This is a genomic window from Paenibacillus sp. FSL R7-0048 (assembly GCF_038004505.1).
GTDB classification, from domain to species: Bacteria; Bacillota; Bacilli; order Paenibacillales; family Paenibacillaceae; genus Paenibacillus_AQ; species Paenibacillus_AQ odorifer.
In genome coordinates, this window is sequence record NZ_JBBORF010000001.1 from 6,581,773 (window position 1) to 6,605,928 (window position 24,156).

15 protein-coding genes, 1 tRNA gene and 3 rRNA genes are annotated in these 24,156 nt (G+C 46.3%); 1 reads left to right on the forward strand and 18 read right to left on the reverse strand.

Translation table 11 applies throughout. The features are described 5' to 3' along the window. Positions 1-16: 16 nt before the first annotated feature. The 8 genes from NSQ91_RS29260 to NSQ91_RS29295 all read right to left on the reverse strand — a co-directional run bounded on the left by NSQ91_RS29260 (position 17) and on the right by NSQ91_RS29295 (position 9,092). Entirely contained in the window at positions 17-1,081 is a 1,065-nt protein-coding gene (locus NSQ91_RS29260; protein ID WP_340920975.1) for a protein arginine kinase, read from the reverse strand. A 28-nt stretch (positions 1,082-1,109) separates the two neighbouring features. Then, on the reverse strand, positions 1,110-1,634 hold the full coding sequence (locus NSQ91_RS29265; protein WP_036680467.1) for a UvrB/UvrC motif-containing protein: 525 nt from the start codon (positions 1,632-1,634) through the stop codon (positions 1,110-1,112). A gap of 30 nt (positions 1,635-1,664) precedes the next feature. Beyond that, complete coding sequence (locus NSQ91_RS29270; RefSeq protein WP_036680465.1) at positions 1,665-2,126, reverse strand: CtsR family transcriptional regulator; 462 nt, start codon at positions 2,124-2,126, stop codon at positions 1,665-1,667. A gap of 293 nt (positions 2,127-2,419) precedes the next feature. Beyond that, on the reverse strand, positions 2,420-3,592 hold the full coding sequence (locus NSQ91_RS29275) for a GNAT family N-acetyltransferase (RefSeq protein ID WP_340920979.1): 1,173 nt from the start codon (positions 3,590-3,592) through the stop codon (positions 2,420-2,422). A 421-nt stretch (positions 3,593-4,013) separates the two neighbouring features. Beyond that, positions 4,014-4,130, reverse strand: a 5S ribosomal RNA gene (rrf, locus tag NSQ91_RS29280). 128 nt (positions 4,131-4,258) lie between these two features. After that, a 23S ribosomal RNA gene (locus tag NSQ91_RS29285) occupies positions 4,259-7,185 on the reverse strand. A gap of 172 nt (positions 7,186-7,357) precedes the next feature. Continuing rightward, a tRNA-Ala gene (locus NSQ91_RS29290) sits at positions 7,358-7,433 on the reverse strand. A gap of 101 nt (positions 7,434-7,534) precedes the next feature. Next, positions 7,535-9,092: ribosomal RNA gene (locus NSQ91_RS29295) — 16S ribosomal RNA — on the reverse strand. Together the 16S, 23S and 5S rRNA genes with 1 tRNA gene alongside form the textbook arrangement of a ribosomal RNA operon. Positions 9,093-9,496: 404 nt before the next feature. Between NSQ91_RS29295 and NSQ91_RS29300 the strand changes: the two genes are divergently transcribed. Further along, positions 9,497-10,753 carry an MFS transporter gene (locus NSQ91_RS29300; RefSeq protein WP_340920982.1) on the forward strand — a complete coding sequence of 419 codons (1,257 nt, stop codon included), beginning with the start codon at positions 9,497-9,499 and terminating at the stop codon, positions 10,751-10,753. Positions 10,754-10,757: 4 nt separating this feature from the next. Here the strand turns inward: NSQ91_RS29300 and NSQ91_RS29305 are convergent, their stop codons facing one another. From NSQ91_RS29305 to NSQ91_RS29350, 10 genes are all read right to left on the reverse strand, one after another. Continuing rightward, positions 10,758-12,560: a transglycosylase domain-containing protein gene (locus NSQ91_RS29305; protein ID WP_340920985.1), complete on the reverse strand. Its 1,803-nt coding sequence runs from the start codon at positions 12,558-12,560 to the stop codon at positions 10,758-10,760. A gap of 53 nt (positions 12,561-12,613) precedes the next feature. Further along, positions 12,614-13,198, reverse strand: coding sequence for a hypothetical protein (locus NSQ91_RS29310; protein WP_340920988.1), 585 nt, complete (start codon positions 13,196-13,198; stop codon positions 12,614-12,616). 62 nt (positions 13,199-13,260) lie between these two features. Continuing rightward, on the reverse strand, positions 13,261-14,373 hold the full coding sequence (locus tag NSQ91_RS29315; protein ID WP_076099628.1) for a sensor histidine kinase: 1,113 nt from the start codon (positions 14,371-14,373) through the stop codon (positions 13,261-13,263). 19 nt (positions 14,374-14,392) lie between these two features. After that, positions 14,393-15,100 carry a response regulator transcription factor gene (locus NSQ91_RS29320; protein ID WP_036678667.1) on the reverse strand — a complete coding sequence of 236 codons (708 nt, stop codon included), beginning with the start codon at positions 15,098-15,100 and terminating at the stop codon, positions 14,393-14,395. Positions 15,101-15,280: 180 nt separating this feature from the next. Continuing rightward, positions 15,281-17,293, reverse strand: a complete 2,013-nt coding sequence (ligA, locus tag NSQ91_RS29325; protein WP_076099629.1) for an NAD-dependent DNA ligase LigA — start codon at positions 17,291-17,293, stop codon at positions 15,281-15,283. 77 nt (positions 17,294-17,370) lie between these two features. Then, on the reverse strand, positions 17,371-19,710 hold the full coding sequence (gene pcrA, locus NSQ91_RS29330; RefSeq protein ID WP_076276865.1) for a DNA helicase PcrA: 2,340 nt from the start codon (positions 19,708-19,710) through the stop codon (positions 17,371-17,373). A 61-nt stretch (positions 19,711-19,771) separates the two neighbouring features. Then, positions 19,772-20,491 carry a heptaprenylglyceryl phosphate synthase gene (locus tag NSQ91_RS29335; RefSeq protein ID WP_139330100.1) on the reverse strand — a complete coding sequence of 240 codons (720 nt, stop codon included), beginning with the start codon at positions 20,489-20,491 and terminating at the stop codon, positions 19,772-19,774. Positions 20,492-20,717: 226 nt separating this feature from the next. Next, a complete protein-coding gene (locus NSQ91_RS29340; protein ID WP_076303630.1) occupies positions 20,718-21,584 on the reverse strand; it encodes a phosphatidylinositol-specific phospholipase C/glycerophosphodiester phosphodiesterase family protein in 867 nt (288 codons plus the stop codon). Between the two features lie 108 nt (positions 21,585-21,692). Next, positions 21,693-23,099: an undecaprenyl-phosphate glucose phosphotransferase gene (locus tag NSQ91_RS29345; protein WP_076179706.1), complete on the reverse strand. Its 1,407-nt coding sequence runs from the start codon at positions 23,097-23,099 to the stop codon at positions 21,693-21,695. Next, complete coding sequence (locus NSQ91_RS29350) at positions 23,096-23,995, reverse strand: glycosyltransferase family 2 protein (RefSeq protein ID WP_249267659.1); 900 nt, start codon at positions 23,993-23,995, stop codon at positions 23,096-23,098. Before NSQ91_RS29350 ends, NSQ91_RS29345 begins: the two co-directional genes overlap by 4 nt. Positions 23,996-24,156: the final 161 nt, after the last annotated feature.

The window sequence follows — 24,156 nt, forward strand, 5'->3', positions numbered from 1 at the left end:
ATAATAAATATCTATATTAATGTTGTGTTCCCAGTGTTTCTCGGAGCAGTTTCGCCCGATACATATCCCGTTCAGTGGCGTTCATCTCGTCACCGAACATTTTTTGCAGAAATCCTGGCTGTGTCTTAACGTTAAGCTCATTAAGCACGGAAATCGAAGGGCCTTCCAGTATGCCAAGGTCAATCCCAAGTCTCACATCAGACAGCCGTTGTGCGGATTCTTTAAGCTCCATTAGAGCAGCGTAACACAAAATCCCATAAGATCTTTTCACTCGGTCTGTAATTCTTAAAGCGGAATCTACAAGCAGCCTTTCACGGGCATTTCGTTCATGCTCTATAATCTGGGTGACTACACTGTGAAGGTTCTCGATGATTTCACTTTCTGTTTGACCGAGAGTAATCTGATTGGAAATTTGAAAGATGTTCCCTACTGCTTCGCTGCCCTCACCATAAATTCCTCTTACAGTCAATCCCACTTGGTTCACTGCTGACAATATGCGATTGATCTGTTGGGTCATTACTAGTGCTGGCAAATGCAGCATTACTGAGGCACGCAGCCCTGTACCCACATTGGTGGGACAACTGGTCAAGTATCCTCTTTTATCATCAAAAGCGTAATTCACAGCCGATTCGAAGATATCGTCGATGGCTGTCGCACGTTCCCATGCTTCTCTTACCTGAAGACCCGGGAACAGACATTGGATCCGCAGATGGTCTTCTTCGTTAATCATGATGCTGACCGACTCATCTTCATTTAATATCACAGCTGCGCCACGTGAATCATTAGCCAGATTAGGACTGATGAGATGTTTCTCGACCAATACCTTTTTATCCAGTTCATTCACTTCAGCAAGCTTTATCAGTTGAAAAGATCCGAATTCGGCAGCAGTTTCCCCATGAAACACAGGGGCCAGCAGCTCTAATACTTCTTCCGATTGCTCTAAGGAAGCAAGCATAGGGAATGGAAGATGCTCTAAATTACGTGCAATACGCATACGGCTGCTAATTACAATCTCGGAGTGACTGCCTCCCGAGCGCATCCAATCACTAAGCGCTTGTTCAGTAAATCGGAGACTTGACATGTCATATCCCCCCTATATATCAAAGACTTTACTCTTGTGCCATTTCTTTTTCAAGTTGGCGAATTTGATCCCGAAGCTCTGCCGCAGTTTCGAATTCCTCTTGTGCGATACTTTGCTGTAATTCCAGCTTCAATTCATCAATTTGCCGCTTGAACACAATTTGTGCTCCAGCACGTTTAGGAATCTTGCCTACATGCGAAGTGCTGCCATGCACCCGTTTAAAGAGCGGGTCCAGTGCACTGTTAAAATATTTATAACAGGAGCTGCAGCCAAAACGACCCAATTTGCTAAACTGCGAGTACGTCATTCCACAATTCTCACATTGCAGACTTTGCGTAGTTTTCGTAGCAGCCGTCTTTTCCTTACCGGCCCCTTCAAGATCAAGCAGACCAGACAGCAAGCTGTGAATGGAGAATCCTCCAGCAGTTCCCGGGATCAGTTCACCCTTCTCCCGCGCACAGCTCTCGCAGATATGAAATTCTGTCTTCTCTCCATTCACGATCTTGGTGAAATGGAGTGTTGCTGGCTTGACGCCACATTCCTGACATTGCATAAGCGAAAGCCCCTCCCTTATGATTGACAATTATTTGCCTAACAAAGAGATTAACATCGCCTTCATAATCTTGGCCCGAATCTCATCCCGATATGGAATCTTAACCGTTAGGCAATCCCGAGAAACAGCAGCGCGCATAAGACACGCCTCACGCTTGCTTAGAAAACCAGCTTCCTCCAGTTGATAAATCAACCCTTCGGCAGCGTTCTGATCTATCCCGCCACCTATAGTATGGTTTAAATGGGCATGCAGTGCCACGTTGGGCGGCAATTCAAAACGTTGAATACGAATATATCCCCCGCCACCACGCTTACTTTCCACCACATAGCCTTTTTCCAGTGTAAAGCGTGTACTAATAACATAATTGATCTGTGACGGTACGCATGAGAACTGGTCCGCCAGGTCATTTCGCTGGATTTCCACCGTACCTTCGGGACTTTCATGCAAAATATTCTTCAGATATTGTTCAATAATATCAGAGATATTGCGCATCACTCATCCTCCAGTGCTCTTTAAAGCTTCATAATATCGCTTGCGCCCGCATCCTTAATGACATTCATTAGTGAACATCATTCATATAAGTCTGAAGAAAACTTCACAAATTCAGAGGATCGCACTGTATGTCATCAGGTGCGTTGACTTTGACTTTCTTTGACTTTTTAATATTATAACATATTCTGTGCTAATTCCAAGAGGATTCTCTTATTTTTCACTTTTTTCAGCGAATGTATTCGGAAATAAAGAACTCTCCCAGCATCTTTCGAAGGGGAGAGCCTAATTATTTTCTAAAAATGATCAAAAAGTGCAGTTTCAGCTTGCGGTATGATTTCTTCGAGCCATTCCAGAGCCCTCGGATTACCAGTCACACGTCCATAACGAGCCAGCTCTGCCGGGCGTTTATATCCAAACATTAGAATCGTCAGCGTACCAATATCACAGCTTAAGTCAGCTGCATCCCGTTCACCCTCTATACGCAAGAAAGCTGCTGCTCCCTTTTCGGAGACAGTCCATTCCCACAACCCGTCATTCCATGGGGCATATTTATCTTCAATATAGATAACCTGTTTCTTCTGACTGTTGTGACGCTTAAAAGAATAACTCTCCACGAATGCTTTAGCATTAACAATACGCGCCATAAAATAAGGATAATTCTCCTGCTCTATACGCGGATCAGGCAGCAAAAAAGGTAACATATCATCGGATGGCACCAGTTTTAGCGATGCACCGGTCACCATCGAATCGTGATTCGCAAGAAATGTCCACAGCCCCTGCCGGGCCTGTTCGTTCAAAAACACAAATTCATCAATGACCAGTTCTCTATTTTCTATCTTATATAGTACGTATCCTTCAGGTTCCCCAAGCTGTGAATAAAATACCGCAGTCTGACCTTCATCATCCAGAACAGAGCTCTCCCACCAGTCCAAATCACGCTTAAGTGTTCCGTTATATCTAACTGCAAAACGATTGTATAAGTTGTCCAATACTTCGATATCTATAACACCACGTCTTACCTTGCCCTCAACTTCAACCTTCTTGGGAAACTTGGCAACAGGAATGGAGTATTTCTTATATTCACAATAAACTTCCCAACCAAATTTGCGATAAAAGGGGATCAAGAACGGATGCAGAAAAGATAATGTCTGCCCCGCCTCATTCATCGTTTGCAGCGTATGCGCCAGGAGCTTTGCCACATGCCCCTGTCTGCGATTCTCTGGCCATGTCGCTACCCCTGCGAGCCCTCCCATAGGTACTAATCTACCTTGTATGTACACTTCGAACGGAAGAAGAGTAAGTTTAGCTTCCAAAGTACCTTCTTCAAAAGCACCCCATACGCGTTCTGCTTTAAATCTTTCCTTAGCATTCGCCCTTTTCTCACTAGGCAGCTTGTATTGAAAAGCATATTCAGATAAATCCATGCTTAGATCAAACTCTTCTGAGTGCAACTGTCTGATATCCACAAAACTCACCTCATCATTTATGAATTTACTTTTATGGTTAGTATAACAAGAGAGTGTATTGTGTGCGAATTATAAGGATATTTTTCGAACTTTTTTCAGTTATCCACAGCCTTAGGCAGTTTTAAAAATAGTCTTGTAATCTTGTTCTATTCAAGTTAAAATAATTATCCACTTATCAATCCCTCTATCCACATAAATATGACTATATCCACAGCAACCCGTGTATTACTTAGGTTTTCTGTTGACAGATCTACATAAATATGTACTTAATCCACACCATTTGGTGATTTTTTGCCTTTTAATCATCTATCCACATGTGCGTAAGTTTTCTGCAAATTCCAATGAATTATCCACAAGTTTTCCACAATCTATAATAGACGCAAAAAAGCCACTGTCGAGTTATCAACAGTGGTCTATTTGTGCTTGGCAACGTCCTACTCTCCCAGGACCCTTCGGTCCAAGTACCATCGGCGCTGGAGGGCTTAACGGTCGTGTTCGGGATGGGTACGCGTGGAACCCCTCCGCTATCGCCACCAAACATGCATCTGTGAAACAGACGCTGCCGCGTGAAATTCAGTTCATCACCAGAAGTGACAATGAATTTCTAAGCGTATTTCAGGCTTGATGCCTGAAAACTGAATCCGAAACGAATTTGCATTCTACGTATAGGATAAGCCCTCGACCGATTAGTATTGGTCAGCTCCATGCATTGCTGCACTTCCACCTCCAACCTATCTACCTCGTCGTCTTCAAGGGGTCTTACTAATTGGGAAATCTCATCTTGAGGGGGGCTTCACGCTTAGATGCTTTCAGCGCTTATCCCGTCCGTACGTAGCTACCCAGCCATGCTCCTGGCGGAACAACTGGTGCACCAGCGGTACGTCCATCCCGGTCCTCTCGTACTAAGGACAGCTCCTCTCAAATTTCCTGCGCCCACGACAGATAGGGACCGAACTGTCTCACGACGTTCTGAACCCAGCTCGCGTACCGCTTTAATGGGCGAACAGCCCAACCCTTGGGACCTACTTCAGCCCCAGGATGCGATGAGCCGACATCGAGGTGCCAAACCTCCCCGTCGATGTGGACTCTTGGGGGAGATAAGCCTGTTATCCCCAGGGTAGCTTTTATCCGTTGAGCGATGGCCCTTCCATGCGGTACCACCGGATCACTAAGTCCGACTTTCGTCCCTGCTCGACTTGTAGGTCTCGCAGTCAAGCTCCCTTATGCCTTTGCACTCTGCGAATGATTTCCAACCATTCTGAGGGAACCTTGGAACGCCTCCGTTACTCTTTAGGAGGCGACCGCCCCAGTCAAACTGCCCGCCTGACACGGTCCCCGTACCCGATTAGGGCACTAGGTTAGAACCTAGATACGATCAGGGTGGTATCCCAACGGCGCCTCCACCGAAGCTTGCGCTCCGATTTCTACGGCTCCCACCTATCCTGTACAGATCGTACCCAAATTCAATATCAAGCTGCAGTAAAGCTCCATGGGGTCTTTCCGTCTTGTCGCGGGTAACCTGCATCTTCACAGGTATTAAAATTTCACCGGATCTCTCGTTGAGACAGCGCCCAAGTCGTTACGCCATTCGTGCGGGTCAGAATTTACCTGACAAGGAATTTCGCTACCTTAGGACCGTTATAGTTACGGCCGCCGTTTACTGGGGCTTCGGTTCATAGCTTCGGGTTACCCCTAACCACTCCCCTTAACCTTCCAGCACCGGGCAGGCGTCAGCCCGTATACTTCGCCTTGCGGCTTCGCACAGACCTGTGTTTTTGCTAAACAGTCGCTTGGGCCTTTTCACTGCGGCCCCCTCGTGCTATTCACACTACCGGGGCACCCCTTCTCCCGAAGTTACGGGGTCATTTTGCCGAGTTCCTTAACGAGAGTTCTTCCGCGCGCCTTAGAATTCTCTTCTCGCCTACCTGTGTCGGTTTGCGGTACGGGCACCTTCTCCTGGCTAGAGGCTTTTCTTGGCAGTGTGAGATCATGACCTTCGCTACTATAATTTTCGCTCCCCATCACAGCCCAGCCTTATCGATGTGCGGATTTGCCTACACATCAGCCTCACTGCTTAGACGGACATCCATCAGTCCGCGTCACTACCCTCCTGCGTCACCCCATCGCTCATAGCGGATTACGGTGGTACAGTAATTTCAAACTGTTGTCCTTCGACTACGCCTTTCGGCCTCGCCTTAGGTCCCGACTTACCCTGAGCGGACGAGCCTTCCTCAGGAAACCTTGGGCTTTCGGCGGATCAGATTCTCACTGATCTTTTCGTTACTCATACCGGCATTCTCACTTGTGTAGTGTCCAGCGCTCTTTTCAGTACACCTTCAACCCCTACACAACGCTCCCCTACCCCAGATACATACGTATCTAGCCATAGCTTCGGTGGTGTGTTTAGCCCCGTTACATTTTCGGCGCAGAGTCACTCGACCAGTGAGCTATTACGCACTCTTTCAATGGTGGCTGCTTCTAAGCCAACATCCTGGTTGTCTGTGCAACTCCACATCCTTTCCCACTTAACACACACTTGGGGACCTTAGCTGATGGTCTGGGCTGTTTCCCTTTTGACAATGGATCTTAGCACTCACTGTCTGACTCCCGGCAATAAGTATATGGCATTCGGAGTTTGACTGAGCTTGGTAATCCTTGCGGACCCCGCACCCAATCAGTGCTCTACCTCCACTACTCTTATACCGAGGCTAGCCCTAAAGCTATTTCGGGGAGAACCAGCTATCTCCGAGTTCGATTGGAATTTCTCCGCTACCCCCACCTCATCCCCGCACTTTTCAACGTACGTGGGTTCGGGCCTCCAGTGCGTGTTACCGCACCTTCACCCTGGACAGGGGTAGATCACACGGTTTCGGGTCTACGTCCACATACTAATTCGCCCTATTCAGACTCGCTTTCGCTGCGGCTCCACCTTCTCGGCTTAACCTTGCATGTTAAACGTAACTCGCCGGTTCATTCTACAAAAGGCACGCCATCACCCATTAATAGGGCTCTGACTTTTTGTAAGCACACGGTTTCAGGTTCTATTTCACTCCCCTTCCGGGGTGCTTTTCACCTTTCCCTCACGGTACTGTTTCACTATCGGTCGCCAGGTAGTATTTAGCCTTAGCAGATGGTCCTGCTGGATTCATACGGGGTTTCACGTGCCCCGCACTACTCGGGATCCGTCTCGGAGAGAATACAGTTTAGGTTACAGGGCTTTTACCTCTATCGCGGGCCTTTCCAGACCTCTTCACCTACCATATTCCTTTGTAACTCCATGTGAGACGTCCCACAACCCCTAAGAGCAAGCTCTTAGGTTTAGGCTGTTCCGCGTTCGCTCGCCGCTACTGACGGAATCACTATTGTTTTCTCTTCCTCAGGGTACTTAGATGTTTCAGTTCCCCTGGTCTGCCTCTACACACCCTATGTATTCAGGTATGAGTAACTGCGAATTACCACAGCTGGGTTTCCCCATTCGGACACCCCCGGATCAAAGCTTGCTTACAGCTCCCCGAGGCAGTTTCGTTGTTCGCCACGTCCTTCGTCGGCTCCTGGCGCCTAGGCATCCTCCGTGTGCTCTTATTAGCTTAACCTTGATTTTTCCGCAGGAAAATATCATACGATGACATTCTCTTTGGAATCATCTCACTAATAACATTTACTTGTTTGCACAAGTTGCTAAAAGATGTTCTAAAACGCAAATTCGTTTCGGTATCCAGTTTTCAAGGATCAAGTGTATAGACATAACAAATAGATGAAGTTTGTTGGTGGAGCCAAGCGGGATCGAACCGCTGACCTCCTGCTTGCAAGGCAGGCGCTCTCCCAGCTGAGCTATGGCCCCGCAAATTCCATCAAAACCGAACAAATGGATACACGTTAATTGGTTGTGGAAGTTAAACTTCCGATTTGAATGTTCTCATTGCAGAGAACGATTCTCCATAGAAAGGAGGTGATCCAGCCGCACCTTCCGATACGGCTACCTTGTTACGACTTCACCCCAATCATCTACCCCACCTTCGGCGGCTGGCTCCCTTGCGGGTTACCCCACCGACTTCGGGTGTTGTAAACTCTCGTGGTGTGACGGGCGGTGTGTACAAGACCCGGGAACGTATTCACCGCGGCATGCTGATCCGCGATTACTAGCAATTCCGACTTCATGCAGGCGAGTTGCAGCCTGCAATCCGAACTGAGACCGGCTTTGATGGGATTGGCTCCACCTCGCGGCTTCGCTTCCCGTTGTACCGGCCATTGTAGTACGTGTGTAGCCCAGGTCATAAGGGGCATGATGATTTGACGTCATCCCCACCTTCCTCCGGTTTGTCACCGGCAGTCACTCTAGAGTGCCCAGCATTACCTGCTGGCAACTAAAGTTAAGGGTTGCGCTCGTTGCGGGACTTAACCCAACATCTCACGACACGAGCTGACGACAACCATGCACCACCTGTCTCCTCTGTCCCGAAGGCCGCTGCTATCTCTAGCAGATTCAGAGGGATGTCAAGACCTGGTAAGGTTCTTCGCGTTGCTTCGAATTAAACCACATACTCCACTGCTTGTGCGGGTCCCCGTCAATTCCTTTGAGTTTCAGTCTTGCGACCGTACTCCCCAGGCGGAGTGCTTACTGTGTTAACTTCGGCACCAAGGGTATCGAAACCCCTAACACCTAGCACTCATCGTTTACGGCGTGGACTACCAGGGTATCTAATCCTGTTTGCTCCCCACGCTTTCGCGCCTCAGCGTCAGTTACAGCCCAGAAAGTCGCCTTCGCCACTGGTGTTCCTCCACATATCTACGCATTTCACCGCTACACGTGGAATTCCACTTTCCTCTTCTGTACTCAAGCCACCCAGTTTCCAGTGCGACCTCAGGTTGAGCCCAAGGTTTAAACACCAGACTTAAATAGCCGCCTGCGCGCGCTTTACGCCCAATAATTCCGGACAACGCTTGCCCCCTACGTATTACCGCGGCTGCTGGCACGTAGTTAGCCGGGGCTTTCTTCTCAGGTACCGTCACTCCGGTAGCAGTTACTCTACCGGACGTTCTTCCCTGGCAACAGAGCTTTACGATCCGAAAACCTTCATCACTCACGCGGCGTTGCTCCGTCAGGCTTTCGCCCATTGCGGAAGATTCCCTACTGCTGCCTCCCGTAGGAGTCTGGGCCGTGTCTCAGTCCCAGTGTGGCCGTTCACCCTCTCAGGTCGGCTACGCATCGTCGCCTTGGTGGGCCGTTACCCCACCAACTAGCTAATGCGCCGCAGGCCCATCCCTCAGTGACAGATTGCTCCGTCTTTCATTCTTCTCTCAGGAGAAAAAAGAAATTATCCGGTATTAGCTACCGTTTCCGGTAGTTATCCCAGTCTGAAGGGCAGGTTGCCTACGTGTTACTCACCCGTCCGCCGCTAAGTTATTTTGAAAGCAAGCTTTCAAAATAACTCCGCTCGACTTGCATGTATTAGGCACGCCGCCAGCGTTCGTCCTGAGCCAGGATCAAACTCTCCAATTAGTATTGAAAAGAGCGATATGCTCATTTTGAAACTGACGATTCATTAATTGAATCTTTTTAAAAATTAACGTGTTCCATTTGTTCAGTTTTCAAAGAACTTGCTCCTAGCATTTCGACATTCAATGTCTCTTGCACAGGAATTAGAGTATATCATGTTTGTTTCTATCTTGTCAACTTATTTCTTCATCGCTTGTGTTTCGTATGTGCGATGCGTCGTAAGCACAAGAGATAATATACCATGCTGTCATTGAGTTTGCAAGCTTTTTTTGAAATAAAAAAATCATTCGTATAAATAACTTCGATACAACACAAATTGATACCATTCATCCATTATTTGTGGCTAAATAGAATTTATCGTATTCGCCAATCTTACCTTTTAACTATCAGTACAGAGAGGAGTCAAAATGAAGACCAAACTTACAGACGCTGCGTCCACGGTAGACAGCAAGGACAAGGAGCAGCGTAATCTGCAGCAGGCAACGATTTATAAAATTTTGTTAGCTGTCAGTTTTGTTCATTTATTTAATGATTCTATACAGGCAGTCATTCCAGCAATCTTCCCTATTCTCAAAGATAATCTACTGCTCTCTTTCGCCCAGATAGGATGGATCTCATTCGCTTTAAATATGACGTCATCAGTAATCCAACCCGTCATTGGATATGCTGCAGACCGTAAACTCCGTCCTATATTATTACCACTGGGTATGTGCAGCACATTTTTAGGTGTACTTCTATTGGCTTATGCCAATAGCTATTTTCTGGTCTTATTCTCGGTTATCCTGATCGGATTCGGTTCAGCCACCTTCCACCCAGAGGGTATGCGTGTTGCTCATATGGCCGCAGGTCAGCGAAAGGGATTGTCGCAATCTATTTTTCAAGTGGGCGGCAATGCTGGACAGTCCCTGGGTCCAATGCTTACGAAATGGGTATTCATCCCCTTTGGCCAGATTGGTGCCCTAGGCTTCACGATCGTCGCGGCTGCCGGAATCGCTGTTCAGACCTATGTAGCTCGCTGGTATAGAGAAATGCTAGATGCCGGTTATACCTTTCATAAAAAATCAACAGCACGGGCAATCGACCCTGCCCGCCGAAAAAGCATACGAACAGCAACGATTATTCTTGTATTCCTCGTCTTTGTCAGGTCTTGGTATGGCGCTTCTATCGGCAGCTACTACGCCTTCTATCTAATGGACAAATATCAAATGACGCTGGATAAAGCCCAAATCTATATTTTTATATATTTGGCTGCTGGCGCAGTGGGCACATTTTTTGGAGGTCCGCTGGCTGACCGTTTTGGACGGCGTAATCTCATCTTACTATCAATGGTAGGAACCGTTCCCTTTGCACTTGCTCTACCCTTTGTAGGTCCATTATGGGCGGCTATATTGCTGCTGATTGGCGGTTTCATCCTTCTGTCCAGCTTCTCTGTTACCGTCATTTATGCTCAAATGCTATATCCGGGCAACATTGGCACAGTTTCAGGTCTGATCACGGGACTTGCTTTTGGACTCGGCGGGATCGGCTCATTAGTCCTCGGCAACCTCATTGATAGTATCGGGATTGCTAAAGTGTTCATCGCTTGCGGCTTCCTCCCGCTGCTTGGGTTTCTTGCCTTGCTGCTTCCTAGAGATGAGAAATTAGAAGAATGGGCGGCGCAATAACTTCTCAATGATCACTTAAGGCTTTACTCATTACTGTAGAAAATAGAGCGGCAGCCTTCCCGCTGCCTTCAGTCATGTAATTATCCTGATTCGTACGATCAAAACCCATCCATACCGCAGCTGTCCACTCCGAAGTATAGCCTACAAACCAAAGATCCCGATTGGCTTTCTTGCTCACGCCAGCCAAGTCCAATTGGGTCGTACCGGTCTTTCCCGCTACTGGTCTGTTCATCTGCGCCTTTTTCCCTGTTCCTTCATTAACAACATTGCGTAACATAGCCGTCATCGCTTCTGCGGTACGCGGCGAGATTACCTGACGTGATTCAGAGGGATGAGTATACAAGACCTTCCCTTTTGAATCCGTTATGGAGCGCACCATATGAGCCGCATTAAATTTCCCTCCACTAGCAAAGACACTGTAGGCCTGGGCCATTTTTAGTGGAGAAACCCCATTATGAAGCCCCCCCAAAGCTATTGATAAATGATTGTCCTCCTCCGTCAGTACAATTCCTAATTTGGCGGCAAATTGCCGCGCAGAAGAGATTCCAACCTGCTTCAATACCCATACGGCTGGTGCATTGATGGATTTTTGCAAAGCTGTGTTCATTGTGACCTGACCCTGGTATATACCGTTCAAGTTCTCAGGCTTGTAGCTGCCATAAGCAACTTTACGGTCGGACAGCATACTATTCGGGTTGAATTTCCCGCTCTCCAGTGCAGGTCCATAATCAATGATCGGCTTAAAGCTAGAACCCGGCTGACGTGCATCAATAATAGCTCTGTTCAAATTGCCCTCGTTTTGATCTCGCCCACCAATCAATGCCACTACTTCTCCTGTACGATGATCCATTATGGTCATAGCTGCTTCTACCTGCTGATCTTTTCCATCAGGTGGAAATGAGGCATCTTTGAGAACGGCCTGCTCAAGTGCCTGCTGTGCTTTGATGTTCAAACCTGTAACTATAGTGTAGCCGCCTGTACGAAGCTCCTCTACGGATTTCCCTGTGATCTGAGCCGCTTCCTTAAGGGCGGCATCCACATAGTACACTCCGGCAACCCCATTTTCGACCGCAGCTGGAGGCTGATATTGTTTATTCATAGCTTCCTGCATTTGCTCATACGTGATTAGTCGCTGATTGAACATCATCTTTAGCACTAGATTTCTTCTCGTTTTGGATAATGCACTATTGTCTACTGGGTTATAAATAGAGGGGCCTTTAGGGATTCCCGCCAGAGTGGCTATTTGCCAGATCTCCAATTTTTTCAGATCAGACACGCCGAAGTAACGCTTCGCTGCTGCTTTTACTCCATATTGTCCCCGCCCCATATAAATCTGATTGAGGTACAGCTGCAAAATCTCACGTTTCGTCAGTCGCTGCTCCAAGGCAAAAGCAATAGAGGTTTCATTTAACTTGCGCAGCATATTCTTATCTCTGTTCAAATAAAGATTGCGAGCAAGCTGTTGAGTAATACTACTGCCACCTTCTGATAAACTCATGTCCAAGATATTTTTTAAGAACGCGCGTGATATCCCTTTATAATCGACCCCTTGATGGCTATAAAAACGGCGGTCTTCTACTGTTAAAAAGGTATCTATTAATAAAGCCGGCATCTCCTCAAGCTCTGCTGTAAGCCTATAACCCGAGCTCGGTAGCGGAGTCATTCGTATAACTGTTCCATCTGAAGCTGTGATGAGGCTTGATTCTGGCAATTGCAGCCTATCCTCATGCCGGTTAAGTACAATCCCACCATACTGGTATACATAGAACAAAATCAAAAGCACTAATACCGTACTAATAACACTCATATCAAATAATAGGTACCCTACTCGCAATATCCGGGTGCGTGCATTCCATCTGCTCATGATTCGATAATCAGGTTCTCCAGGAACCGCTCCATACTCCGCACTTCATCATTCGCTGCTGCAAGAAGTGTATGTACTTCCGCCTCATCCTCTTCAACCTCACGGAGAGTGCGAAGTATCGCCCTAGTCCTTATTAATAAAGCTACTGCTGGTGTGTCCTCTATCCGCTTTGAGCTTGCACCTCTATCTGGAACTTCTATTCTTTGCATTCGATTGAGGTTAGCAGCAATTTCACCTATTTCTCCTCCAGAGAGAACCTTGATGTTCTGGGCGACTCCTTTATCTGCCAGCTCCGAGGTTCCCACCACTAGCGAGCGCAAATCATCAGCCATTTTCTGTGAACGAAGAACATACAGCCCACCGAAGACTAGAATAAATAGAAGGATGGCACTAGGGGTTTGACCCATATGATTAATAACCCAATGAATAAGCCGGACAAAAAAGGCTCCTGGTTGACCCGAATAATGAGAATACAGCAAATCGACAGCCCGCTGGACAACAAAAAGAAAGGCAGCACTCAAAAGAGCGCAACCCATAAAAATATATAAATAGCTGATACGAACCGTCCGAAGTTTTGGCATGGTAGTTCCCTCCTTGTGCCACAAGGATAACTTCCAAATCTTAAGAACCCGCCATAGTTTTCTTAAGATTCTATGAAGAATGGGAAACGGGTAATAAAATCCGTGCGAAGAGATGTACTTTCTACATAAATAACGCCATTGTGGCGTTCGATGATACTTTTGGCAATCGCAAGTCCAAGCCCTGAGCCGCCTGTATGCTGTGAACGCGACTTTTCTGCCCGATAGAATCGTTCAAAAATAAAAGGGATATCACTTTCCGCAATTCTCTCTCCGAAGTTGCTAATTCGGACCACAGCATCATTTTCCTTTTTACTGAAACCTATCTCCAATTTTCCGCCGCTTCTGCCGTAACGGATCGCATTAGTAATCAAATTTTCATAAGCACGTACTAATTCTTTAGGCGAAGCCTCTATCCATAACTCATCAGCAACGTCCTCGATTTCATAGATCATATCCGCCTTTGTTAGTTCAGGAACTGACTCCTCCGCCAGCTGCCGTATGAAGGCCTTCAAATCCAATCTCTGCATAACCAAAGGGTACTCTCCACTATTTACACGTGTGTATTCAAAAAGATCATCGATCAGTTTACGCAGCACCAGGGATTTGTTGTAGGCTATATCCACGTAATACCGGATTTCCGCTTCTTCCTGACATCGATCTTGTTCGATGTATTCCAGAAAGCCCAAGACAGAGGTAAGCGGGGTGCGTAAATCATGGGAAACACCTGTGATCAAGTCATTTTTCGCATTTACAGCTTTACGTTCCTCCTCTATGGAGTGCTGCAAACGCTCAGCCATTTCATTAATATTCTCAGCCAGCACGCCCAGCTCATCCGTGGTTCTGACTTCAATTCTATGGGACATCCCGGAGCTTGTAATTTCTCGAATCCCTTTTGTGATCTCTTCCAGATACAGCACAACTTTACGAGTGTAGATAAAAAAGAATAATAAAAAGCTGATAATACCCGCTGCTGTCATTAGTGGCATAGAGCCAATATGATTAATAATCCAGCGCAGTATGCGTGAATAGGGAGCCGACTCTGAAGCCGGATTTAGATAGATCATAAAGTTGACGAGTTGGTACCCTGCCATGAGCAGCAAAGCGCCCGAAAGCACACTCAGCAAAAAAGCAAACATAAACTTCCAGCGAATCGTCGTTATATATTTAGAATTCAAGAAGCCTCACCTAATCCTTTCAGGAAGGTCCGTCCAATTTATAGCCAACTCCCCAGACGGTTTGTATGTAACGTGGGCGTTTCGAATCGATTTCGATTTTGTCTCGGAGATTACGAATATGTACCATCACTGTGTTACCGCCATCTAGAAAAGGTTCATTCCATACCTTATTGTAAATTTGCTCCAAGCTAAGCACTTGACCTTGGTGTCTCGCCAAAAGCTCTAGAATAGAGAATTCCCGCGGAGTCAGTTTAATCTTCTGCTGGTCTACATACACCTCATGCTTAGACGTATCTATAGTCAGATCCTCAAAGCTTAGTTTGCTGTCGTTTCCCAAGGTATTACTATCCTTATTGAATCCGTGATAACGGCGCAACTGTGATTTTACTCGTGCCACAATCTCCAAAGGATTAAACGGCTTGCCCACGTAGTCATCTGCCCCGAGGCTCAGGCCGGAGATCTTGTCCATATCTGTATTTTTGGCTGATAGTATGATAATTGGCATTTTCCGCTCTTCACGGATCTTCATACATGCAGCTAGCCCGTCCATTTTAGGCATCATGACATCAAGAATAATTAGATCAACTTCCTCTTTCTGCAGACATTCCAGCGCTTCCATTCCATCATAAGCCTTTAGCAGTCTATAGCCTTCATTACAGAGATAAATCGTTAACAGTTCTACAATTTCCTTCTCATCGTCTACTAACAATATCGTTTCTCTCTTCACAGGAAGGGTTTCCTTTCAAATATAGTAATAAATATCTATAGCTATATATTAGCAGATCATCCGAATTTTTTTCTAAAAATGAAACGTTTAGTTGTAATCCACGCAAAAAAGGCCCCTGCTCCTCTCGTACTTAAACGAAATGGAACCGGGAACCTTTTGGAATCGAATATAGTTTGTTACTTACATATCCAACAAGCGAATTAGCTCATCTTCATCCTCAATGACCTGAATGCCTAACTGCTGCGCTTTAGCCAGCTTACTGCCAGCTTTTTCACCAGCAATAACTAAATCCGTCTTCTTCGACACACTTCCCGACACCTTTGCTCCGAGTGCTTCCAGACGTTCAGCTGCTTCATCTCGGGTAAGCTTTTGCAAGGAACCGGTCAATACGACCGTTTTGCCACTAAAGAAGGAATCGGTACTAACAGGACGTGGCGCCTCAGGAGCCTTTGCTTCCACACCCAACGTCCGCAAGCGGGAAACATTAGCTACTACAACTGGGTCTGCGAAGAAGCTGACAATGCTCTCGGCGACAATCCCACCAATGTCTGGTAACTCAGCGAGCTCCTCGGCTTTGGCCTGCATCACAGCATCCAGATCGCGGAAATGATCAGCCAACATCTTCGTCGTTGCCTTACCTGTGTTAGGGATCCCTAACGCAAAGAGAAATGAAGCAAGATCTCTACCTTTGCTATCTTCTAAAGCTTGCAGCAAATTCTGTGCTTTTTTCTCACCAAAACGGTTCAGCTGTACAAGCTGCTCAAAGTTCAGTTCATACAGATCCGCAGAGTCATGTACATTAAGCTCATCATAGAGCTGACCCGCCGTCTTCTCACTAAACGTCTCGATATCCATCGCATCACGCGAAGCAAAGTGGGTGATCCGACTGATAATCTGCGGCCTACAATTCAGTTTATTGTTACAGAAAAGATGTGCTCCGCGCATTTCTAACGGATATCCACAAGCTGGACAGTCCTCAGGGAAAATAATCTCTCCACCGTCATTCTCCTCTGTTACCTTGCCGAGAATTTCTGGGATAACATCATTGGAACGGCGAATAAAGACCCGCGAACCTAAGGCGAATTTCAAGTTTTTGCGCTCAATATCACCCACATTATTCAGGGTGCAGTTCTGAACGGTAACTCCGGCAAGCTCTACAGCCTCAACCCGAGCCAGCGGAGTCACTTTACCTGTACGACCTACATTCCAGCTAACAGACTCCAGCACGGTCGTCGTTTCTTCGGCTTCAAATTTATAAGCAACTGCCCAACGCGGGAACTTGTCAGTGTAGCCAAGCACCTCACGGATCCGGAAATCCGTGACCTTAATTACAGCCCCATCAATGAGGTAATCAAGACTCGAACGACTCTCCTCGATTCCAGCGAGCTGCTCAGTTACATCATCAAAATCATTGCAGTAGGTCAGGTATGGGTTCACTTTAAATTTGTTATTCCGCAGAAAATCCATCATTTCCTGATGGTCAGCGAACTCCGCGCCTTCTGCAAAGCCTACATTATAGAAAAAAGCGTTCAAACGGCGGTCCGCAGTAGTCTTCGGATTAAGATTACGCAGTGCACCTGCTGCTGCATTACGCGCATTCTTCAGCGGCTCTGCAGCCCTTGTATTATAATCAGCCAGCACAGACAGATTCATAATCCCTTCACCCTGAACCTCAATGACCCCATCCTTGAAGGGAATCGTCAATGGAACGGATTTGATGGTCTTCACCTGTGCAAGTATTCCTTCGCCAACTACACCATTGCCACGCGTTGATGCCTGTTCGAGAACACCATTACGATAGGTTAAATTCAGCGTCAAGCCATCGAACTTCAGTTCTACTGCATAACAAGGATCAGGAAGAGGGGTGTCTGGATTCTTAAGATTGTATTCATTCACTAACCGGAGCACCCGGGTATTCCAGCTGCGCAGCTGTTCAATATTCTGTGCTTTATCCAGACTCCAAAGCGGTGCCAGATGCCGATGCGGCGTGAAGCCCTTAAGCAGCTCTCCACCTACACGTTGTGTAGGCGAATCCGGTAGTACGAAGCCACTCTCAGCCTCCAGTGCTACAAGCTTGTCGTATAAAACATCGTATTCCTTATCGCTGACTAGCGGTGCATCCAGCGTGTAGTAGTGGTAATTATAGTTATTTAATTCCGCAACAAGCTCTTCCATCACATGCATAGCATCCATGCAGGTACATCCCTCCGTCAATAAGTTTCCTAAAGTTAGCGTGGTCTAAATATCCGTTCGTTAATCGTTGTCTGTTATTATTCCACTTTGGTAATCGGCGCAAACCCCGCAAGCAGGCGTTTCACACCCACGGGAGCCGGAAAAGCAATCTGTAGCTCCGTGTCATTCCCGCTGCCTTTAACAGATACAACGGTGCCCGTGCCCCATTTGCCGTGGGAGACCTTGTCACCGGCTTTGTAATCGCCAGCTGCAGCAGCCCCTGCTCCGGTAGCACGCTGTGCGCCTCCGGAGGTCACGGTCACGCTGCTCTTGCTTGCCGCCGCTGACGCCGTGCTTCCGCCGCCTGCCGGCGTAGCTCCGGCGGCGCCACCCCGGCCGCCAAAGTTCCCACGGCCACCACTGCCGAAGCCGCGTCCGCCGTAAGCACCGCCTGCCTCCGCGCCTCCGCGCTGGAAGCGGTCTTGAGTCTTAACGGTATCTTCCTTCAGTTCCTCCGGAATCTCCTCTAAGAAGCGGGACGGTTGGTTCGCCGTCGTCCGGCCAAAGAGCGTACGCATCCGCGCACAAGAGAGAAACAGTTGTTTCTCCGCGCGGGTGATCCCCACATACGCAAGCCGGCGTTCCTCTTCCAGCTCGTCGTTGTCCTGGAAGGCACGGCTGTGTGGGAACACGCCTTCTTCCATTCCGACGATAAATACCGTCGGGAACTCCAGACCTTTGGCGCTGTGCATCGTCATTAACACAACCGCATCACTACGATCCTCTTCATCATCGTTCACACTATCGATATCTGCGATAAGTGCAAGATCTGTGAGGAAGGAGACCAGCGACTTGTCTTCGTTGTTCTTTTCAAACTCCATCGTCACCGATAAGAACTCATCGATATTCTCTAGCCGCGAGCGTGATTCGAGTGTGTTTTCATTTTGCAGCTCCAAACGGTACTGCGACATTTCCAGTATTTTTTCCGTCAATTCGGTTACAGACAAGAACTCCACCATACGGTGTAGAGCTTCAATCATATCGTAGAACTCTACTAGCATATTCCGCGTCCGTCCAGCAAAGCCCAAATCATCGACCGTTTGCAGCACTCGGAAAATAGAAACACCACGTTCACCAGCAGCAGCTGCCAGCTTGCCAACCGTGGTATCTCCTAATCCACGCTTAGGAACATTAATAATACGCGTCAGGCTGATATCATCATCAGGGTTAGACAGTAAACGTAGATACGCCAGCAGATCCTTGATTTCTTTACGATCATAGAACTTGATCCCGCCAACGATTTGATATGGAATATCTGATTTGATCAAAATTTCCTCTATTACCCGTGACTGGGCATTCGTCCGATACAGAATCGCGTGATTCTGGTAAGCTTGACCTTGCTTCACATTTTTGCTGATTTCTCCGGTTACAAAATACCCTTCGTCATGCTCGGAATCCGCCCGGTACACCTTAATCTTGGCGCCTTCCTCGGAATCGGTCCACAGCTTTTTCGGTTTACGGCCACTATTAAGCGCGATTACCCCATTGGCTGCATTCAGGATATTAGCGGTTGAACGGTAATTCTGTTCTAGCAGAATCGTCTTCGCTTCCGGATAATCCTCTTCAAAATTAAGAATATTTGTAATATCCGCACCACGCCAGCGATAGATCGACTGGTCACTATCCCCTACCACGCAAATGCGGTGGTGGCTGTCTGCCAGCATGCGGCACAACATGTATTGTGCTCTGTTCGTATCCTGATACTCATCCACATGGATGTATTTGAACTTCTTTTGGTAAAAATCCAGAACCTCGGGAACTTCCTTAAATAATTCGATAGTCTTCATAATCAAATCATCAAAATCAAGCGAGTTATTGCTTCTCAAACGCCGTTGGTACATTTTATAAACCTTGGCAACTAAACCTTCGAAATAATCACCGACTTTTTGCTCATACTGCGCCGGAGTAATCAGTTCATTCTTAGATGCGCTAATTATGGCTTGTACAGCTTTCGGTTCGAATTTTTTCGTATCAATATTCAGTTCCTTCATGCAATTACGAATGACTGATAACTGGTCTGTAGAGTCCAGAATCGAGAAGTTGGAAGTAAATCCAATGCGCTCAATATCCTTCCGCAAGATCCGAACACACATAGAGTGAAAGGTGGATACCCAAATATCTCTTCCCTCAGGTCCAACGAGCTTAGATACACGTTCCTGCATTTCCCTCGCAGCTTTATTCGTAAATGTAATCGCCAAAATCGCCCAAGGCGGCGCCTTTCGATTAGCAATCAGCCAGGCAATTCTGTGAGTCAGCACTCTCGTCTTCCCACTGCCCGCACCAGCCATAATCAAAAGGGGTCCTTCAGTAGTTTCGACAGCCTGCCTTTGTGGAGGATTCAATCGGCTGACCGCGTCTTGTATGTTAATAAGTTGCATGTGTAACATGCTCCTTTCTAAAAATGAAATTACAAATCATAAGTAGTCCATAAGCTAACCGCTAGTCGAACTGCTCTTGCACCGTCTTTTTAACAGCAAATACCGTACGAATTGCCTGCTCTACATCCCGATAAATAATATTGCCGACAACTACTGTATCACATAGAGCTGCTGCCTGCTCGGCCTCTGCCTCACAAGTAATGCCGCCTCCATAAAATAGTTGGGCTTGCTCCACCATCTCACGCACTATACGTACTGTCTCCATATCCCCAAATCTACCGCTATATTCAAGATAGACTATTGGCAGGGACATCAGCTTGTCCGCAACCTGGGCATACGCAGCCGCCTCTTCAGCATTAATGGTTGTCTCGGCCCCTGTAATCCGCGCAACTGAAGAATCACTGTTCAAAACGACGTAACCTTCAGTTAGCAGCTGATCCCATGGGATCATAAATCCATAACGCTCTATAGCTCGACGATGATGGCCTACAATCCAAGCTGGATCAGGTGTATTTAGCACCATAGGAATCATATAAAGATCAAATCCGGGTACAGCAGCTTCAAGTTCGGATACCTCGAGTGCACAGGGCAGCTCAAAACGTCTTACTCTTGATAAGAGATCTACTGTATTCTCATAAGTAACTCCTGTAGAGCCTCCTATCAATATGGCATCCGTGCCGGACAAGCAAACGGCCTCCAAATCCTCATCTGAAATCATACGATCTGGGTCCAACTTAAACACATGCCGCCAAGGTTTGATCATTTGCTGTACTGATTTCATGGGAATCATCCTTAATTGTCATTTGGGCAAGACAAAACACTCCTGCCGCCGCAAAAGATATAGATCTAGTCTATGCCAGCACAGGAGGTGTGTCAATTTAAAGCGAACAAAAATACGAACATTTTTTCGTATGTAAATTTGAGGTCCCCGCAAAGTACCTGAATACACATCTGAGGAAAGCAACACTTTGCAGGGATATATTAGTTGTAATGAGTGGAGATAAATTTCAGCGTATACCTCTGAGGTTATTCAAATCATTTTCAGGCACAAAATCACTATAAAATCCGTCTACACCCATACGAGATAACGCTCTAATCTCATCCTCTTCATCCACTGTATGAACGTATACACGAGCTCCGATATTTTTTAACTGTTTGACAAAACTCTTGGTGGCCCGGCTAACTGGCATCGTAATATCCACACCTGTTTTTTTAACAAACTCAATAACTTGTTCATCCGTATCCTTAGATTGGTACAGGGTGTAAAGCACTTCTGGAAAAGAATACACCTTATTGATCTCATCAAGCATCGGCTGATTGTAGATCTGTGGAACTATCCGCTCCAACAACGCTGGATCCCGACGCTGCGCCGCTTCGGTCAGCAATGTAAATTGCTTCTCTATAAGTTCCGGTTGGATTTCTTTGGTATCCGTAACGATATAAGCATCTGGATAATTCTGCATTAGATCAAGCACCTTCTCAATATCAAGCGGAGAGTATATATTCAGGATGGGGCTGTCCATAAATTCCTCGTAATCTAGTGCCACACCCTGTTTATTAGCAGGGAGAACCTCCAACTGACCTAAAAGCTTGCTCATATTGCCTGTCCATTCATGCCGAGCAACCAACTGATCATCCTTCGATAACAAAAAATCAACTTCAAATACGCGAGTTCCCCGTTCATAGTTAGCGACAAAGGCCTCCCAAGCATTGGTATACGTATATCCGTTAATTCCCCCCATGGCATGTGCAACGATTCTGTGCGCTTCAAAACCGCTCGTGGGTTGCTCTTCCTCTTTGTTCAACGTTATTACAAGAATCATTATTAGTGCGACAATCATTACTACGGTTGCAATAATCTTTTTCTTATTCATAGTTGTGAGTTTCCTTTGCAAAGTTTAGATTAGAAAATTAATACCCCGCTCTGCCAGTGGCAAAACGGGGTATTATTAAAATTTCACAAATCTAAATAAGTGCAGGTCTCAATATGCGTTTTTGTTAACGAAGCCGTTGCGAATCGTTTTGAAAATAATTCGAATATCGAACAGTAAGGACCAGTTTTCGATATAGAAAATATCGTGCTTAATCCGTTCCTCTATTGAAGTGTCCCCGCGCAGCCCATTGCTCTGTGCCCAGCCCGTAATTCCTGGACGCACATGGTGCTTCACCATATACTTCGGAATTTCATCACGGAATTGTTCTACATAAAATGGTCGTTCTGGCCGTGGGCCAACTACACTCATATGACCGAGTAATACATTAAAAAATTGCGGAAGCTCATCCAGACTTGTCTTACGGATAAAGGTTCCAAATCGAGTTCTACGCGGATCTTCCCGCGTACTCCAACCTGTATCCTCTTCCCCGTCCTGCTGCAGCTTCATTGAACGAAACTTATACATCATAAAATTACGCCGATTAAGTCCCACCCGTTCCTGCCGGAATATGATCGGTCCCGGTGAGGTAAGACGTACGCCGAGAGCTACGATCAGCATCACGGGAGATATCATAATAATAGCGAATAGAGAGAACACGATATCAAACAAACGTTTTGCCATCTTATTCCCCGTCATATCCAGTGGAATATCACGAACATTAATCATTGGCATACCTGCAAAGTTATCAAAGTAAGGACGCGCCGGTAAATAATCAAAGAAATCCGGAATAATCAATGTGCGTACCCCTGCTTTTTCACAGGCCGCAATAATCGAAGGATATTTAGAATGCGCATCGAGCGGCAAAGCAAGAATAACCTCGTCCACAGGCAGCATCTCCAGCATTCCGGATAACTGATCAACCGTACCTAGAATCGGTTTATAGCGCTGTTCTTCAATTCCATCCCAAGTATGATAGTCGTCTAAGAAACCAATAGCTTCATATCCGAGCTCTGGATATTGCTCCAAATTGTTGTAGAATCTTTTGCCGAGTGTACCAGCGCCGATGATAAGTACGAACTGGCGGTTCAATCCTTTTTCGCGCAAAGATTTAAGCATCTTCTTCAACACATAACGGTAAAGCATAATGGAAAGAACGTTAAATCCCATATAAATAGCCAGATATGTACGGGAGATATCAATTTCTTTCACGAAAAACATTAGACCGAGCAGGATGAAGATGCTCATGATATGCACTTGGAAAATCTTAATAAATTCATCGACAAAACGTTTCTTACGCTTAGGCAAATAAAGCGATAAAAGGATACCGATTAAGACAGCTACTCCGCCATAGATCATACTCCAATAAGCGTACGACTCTACGGGTAGAGGATTGTAAAATTCCATCCATCCACTCTTAAACTTAAGCCACCAAGCCGCCAAAAAAGACAGCTGAATGACAATGAAATCAGCAACCATATAGAGCTGTGTCAAAAATTTCTGATTCCGCCGAATCATAATCTCACCTCAGTATTCTTATCGTTACGAGTGCCTGTTTCAGGGGCAGAGCTAAGACTCTGTGCAGGTGATGGAACTGCTTTAGGAAAGATTAGGGCATTCCGCAAAAGGGACAGAGCAAACTTCATACCAACACCAGCATATACTGTTCCATTTATAATACTGTTGTACTTCCTACTATAATGCTTACGATGAAATAAAATCATTGCCCTGTGAAATTCATAGACGATCTTGAACGGTCTACGTCTGGCACTGCCGCCTTTGAGATGGACGATGGAGGTCTTCGGATAATAATAAATCTCCCAACCAGCCTCTTTAATACGATAGCACCAGTCTAAATCCTCACCGTACATAAAAAACTCTTCATCTAATCCGCCGACCTGATCAATCGTCTCCCGCCGCAGCAGCATAAACGCACCCACCAGACAATCTATCGGGTAATCAAGATCAGGGTCCAGATAACCTAACTGGTAACCGTTAAACTTCGGTCGATCCGGAAACAACTTACTGAAACCAAAAGCATAATAGAAGGAAGCTGACGGTGTAGGAAATCCTCGCTTACACGCTTTATCCAGCGACCCATCTGGCAAAATAATCTTACATCCTGACGCCCCAACATCGGGCCGACCATCCATAAAGGAGATCATCGTCTCCAGCGTATCCCTGCGTACCACCGTATCTGAATTGAGCAATAGTACATACCGTCCGGATGAAGCTTCCATCCCCTGATTATTTGCACGGGCAAAACCGACATTGTCGTTATTTGCGATCAACATGACACTTGGAAACTCTCTACCAATCATCTCTACCGAATCATCATGGGAATTGTTGTCTATCAAAATAATCTCATAGGAATAGTTCGTTTCTGAGTCATATACCGACCTGATACAGTCCATCGTCAGGCGACACGTGTTGTAATTGACAATAAGTATGCTTACATCTACATTCACTGCGTAACGCTCCTGACAAATATAGTAATCTACCGACAATTATTATAACATAAAACCTCCCTGAGAGGAGGTGACCTTTCAGGGAGGTTTTTCCAGATACTGTTTGA

Excerpts from the sequence above, each read along its gene's own strand:
- NSQ91_RS29260 (WP_340920975.1), bottom strand. The coding sequence starts at position 1,081 with ATGTCAAGTCTCCGATTTACTGAACAAGCGCTTAGTGATTGGATGCGC.
- NSQ91_RS29265 (WP_036680467.1), bottom strand. The coding sequence starts at position 1,634 with ATGCAATGTCAGGAATGTGGCGTCAAGCCAGCAACACTCCATTTCACC.
- NSQ91_RS29270 (WP_036680465.1), bottom strand. The coding sequence starts at position 2,126 with ATGCGCAATATCTCTGATATTATTGAACAATATCTGAAGAATATTTTG.
- NSQ91_RS29300 (WP_340920982.1), top strand. The coding sequence starts at position 9,497 with ATGAAGACCAAACTTACAGACGCTGCGTCCACGGTAGACAGCAAGGAC.
- NSQ91_RS29305 (WP_340920985.1), bottom strand. The coding sequence starts at position 12,560 with ATGAGTGTTATTAGTACGGTATTAGTGCTTTTGATTTTGTTCTATGTA.
- NSQ91_RS29310 (WP_340920988.1), bottom strand. The coding sequence starts at position 13,198 with ATGCCAAAACTTCGGACGGTTCGTATCAGCTATTTATATATTTTTATG.
- ligA (WP_076099629.1), bottom strand. The coding sequence starts at position 17,293 with ATGGATGCTATGCATGTGATGGAAGAGCTTGTTGCGGAATTAAATAAC.
- pcrA (WP_076276865.1), bottom strand. The coding sequence starts at position 19,710 with ATGCAACTTATTAACATACAAGACGCGGTCAGCCGATTGAATCCTCCA.
- NSQ91_RS29335 (WP_139330100.1), bottom strand. The coding sequence starts at position 20,491 with ATGAAATCAGTACAGCAAATGATCAAACCTTGGCGGCATGTGTTTAAG.
- NSQ91_RS29340 (WP_076303630.1), bottom strand. The coding sequence starts at position 21,584 with ATGAATAAGAAAAAGATTATTGCAACCGTAGTAATGATTGTCGCACTA.
- NSQ91_RS29345 (WP_076179706.1), bottom strand. The coding sequence starts at position 23,099 with ATGATTCGGCGGAATCAGAAATTTTTGACACAGCTCTATATGGTTGCT.
- NSQ91_RS29350 (WP_249267659.1), bottom strand. The coding sequence starts at position 23,995 with ATGGACTGTATCAGGTCGGTATATGACTCAGAAACGAACTATTCCTAT.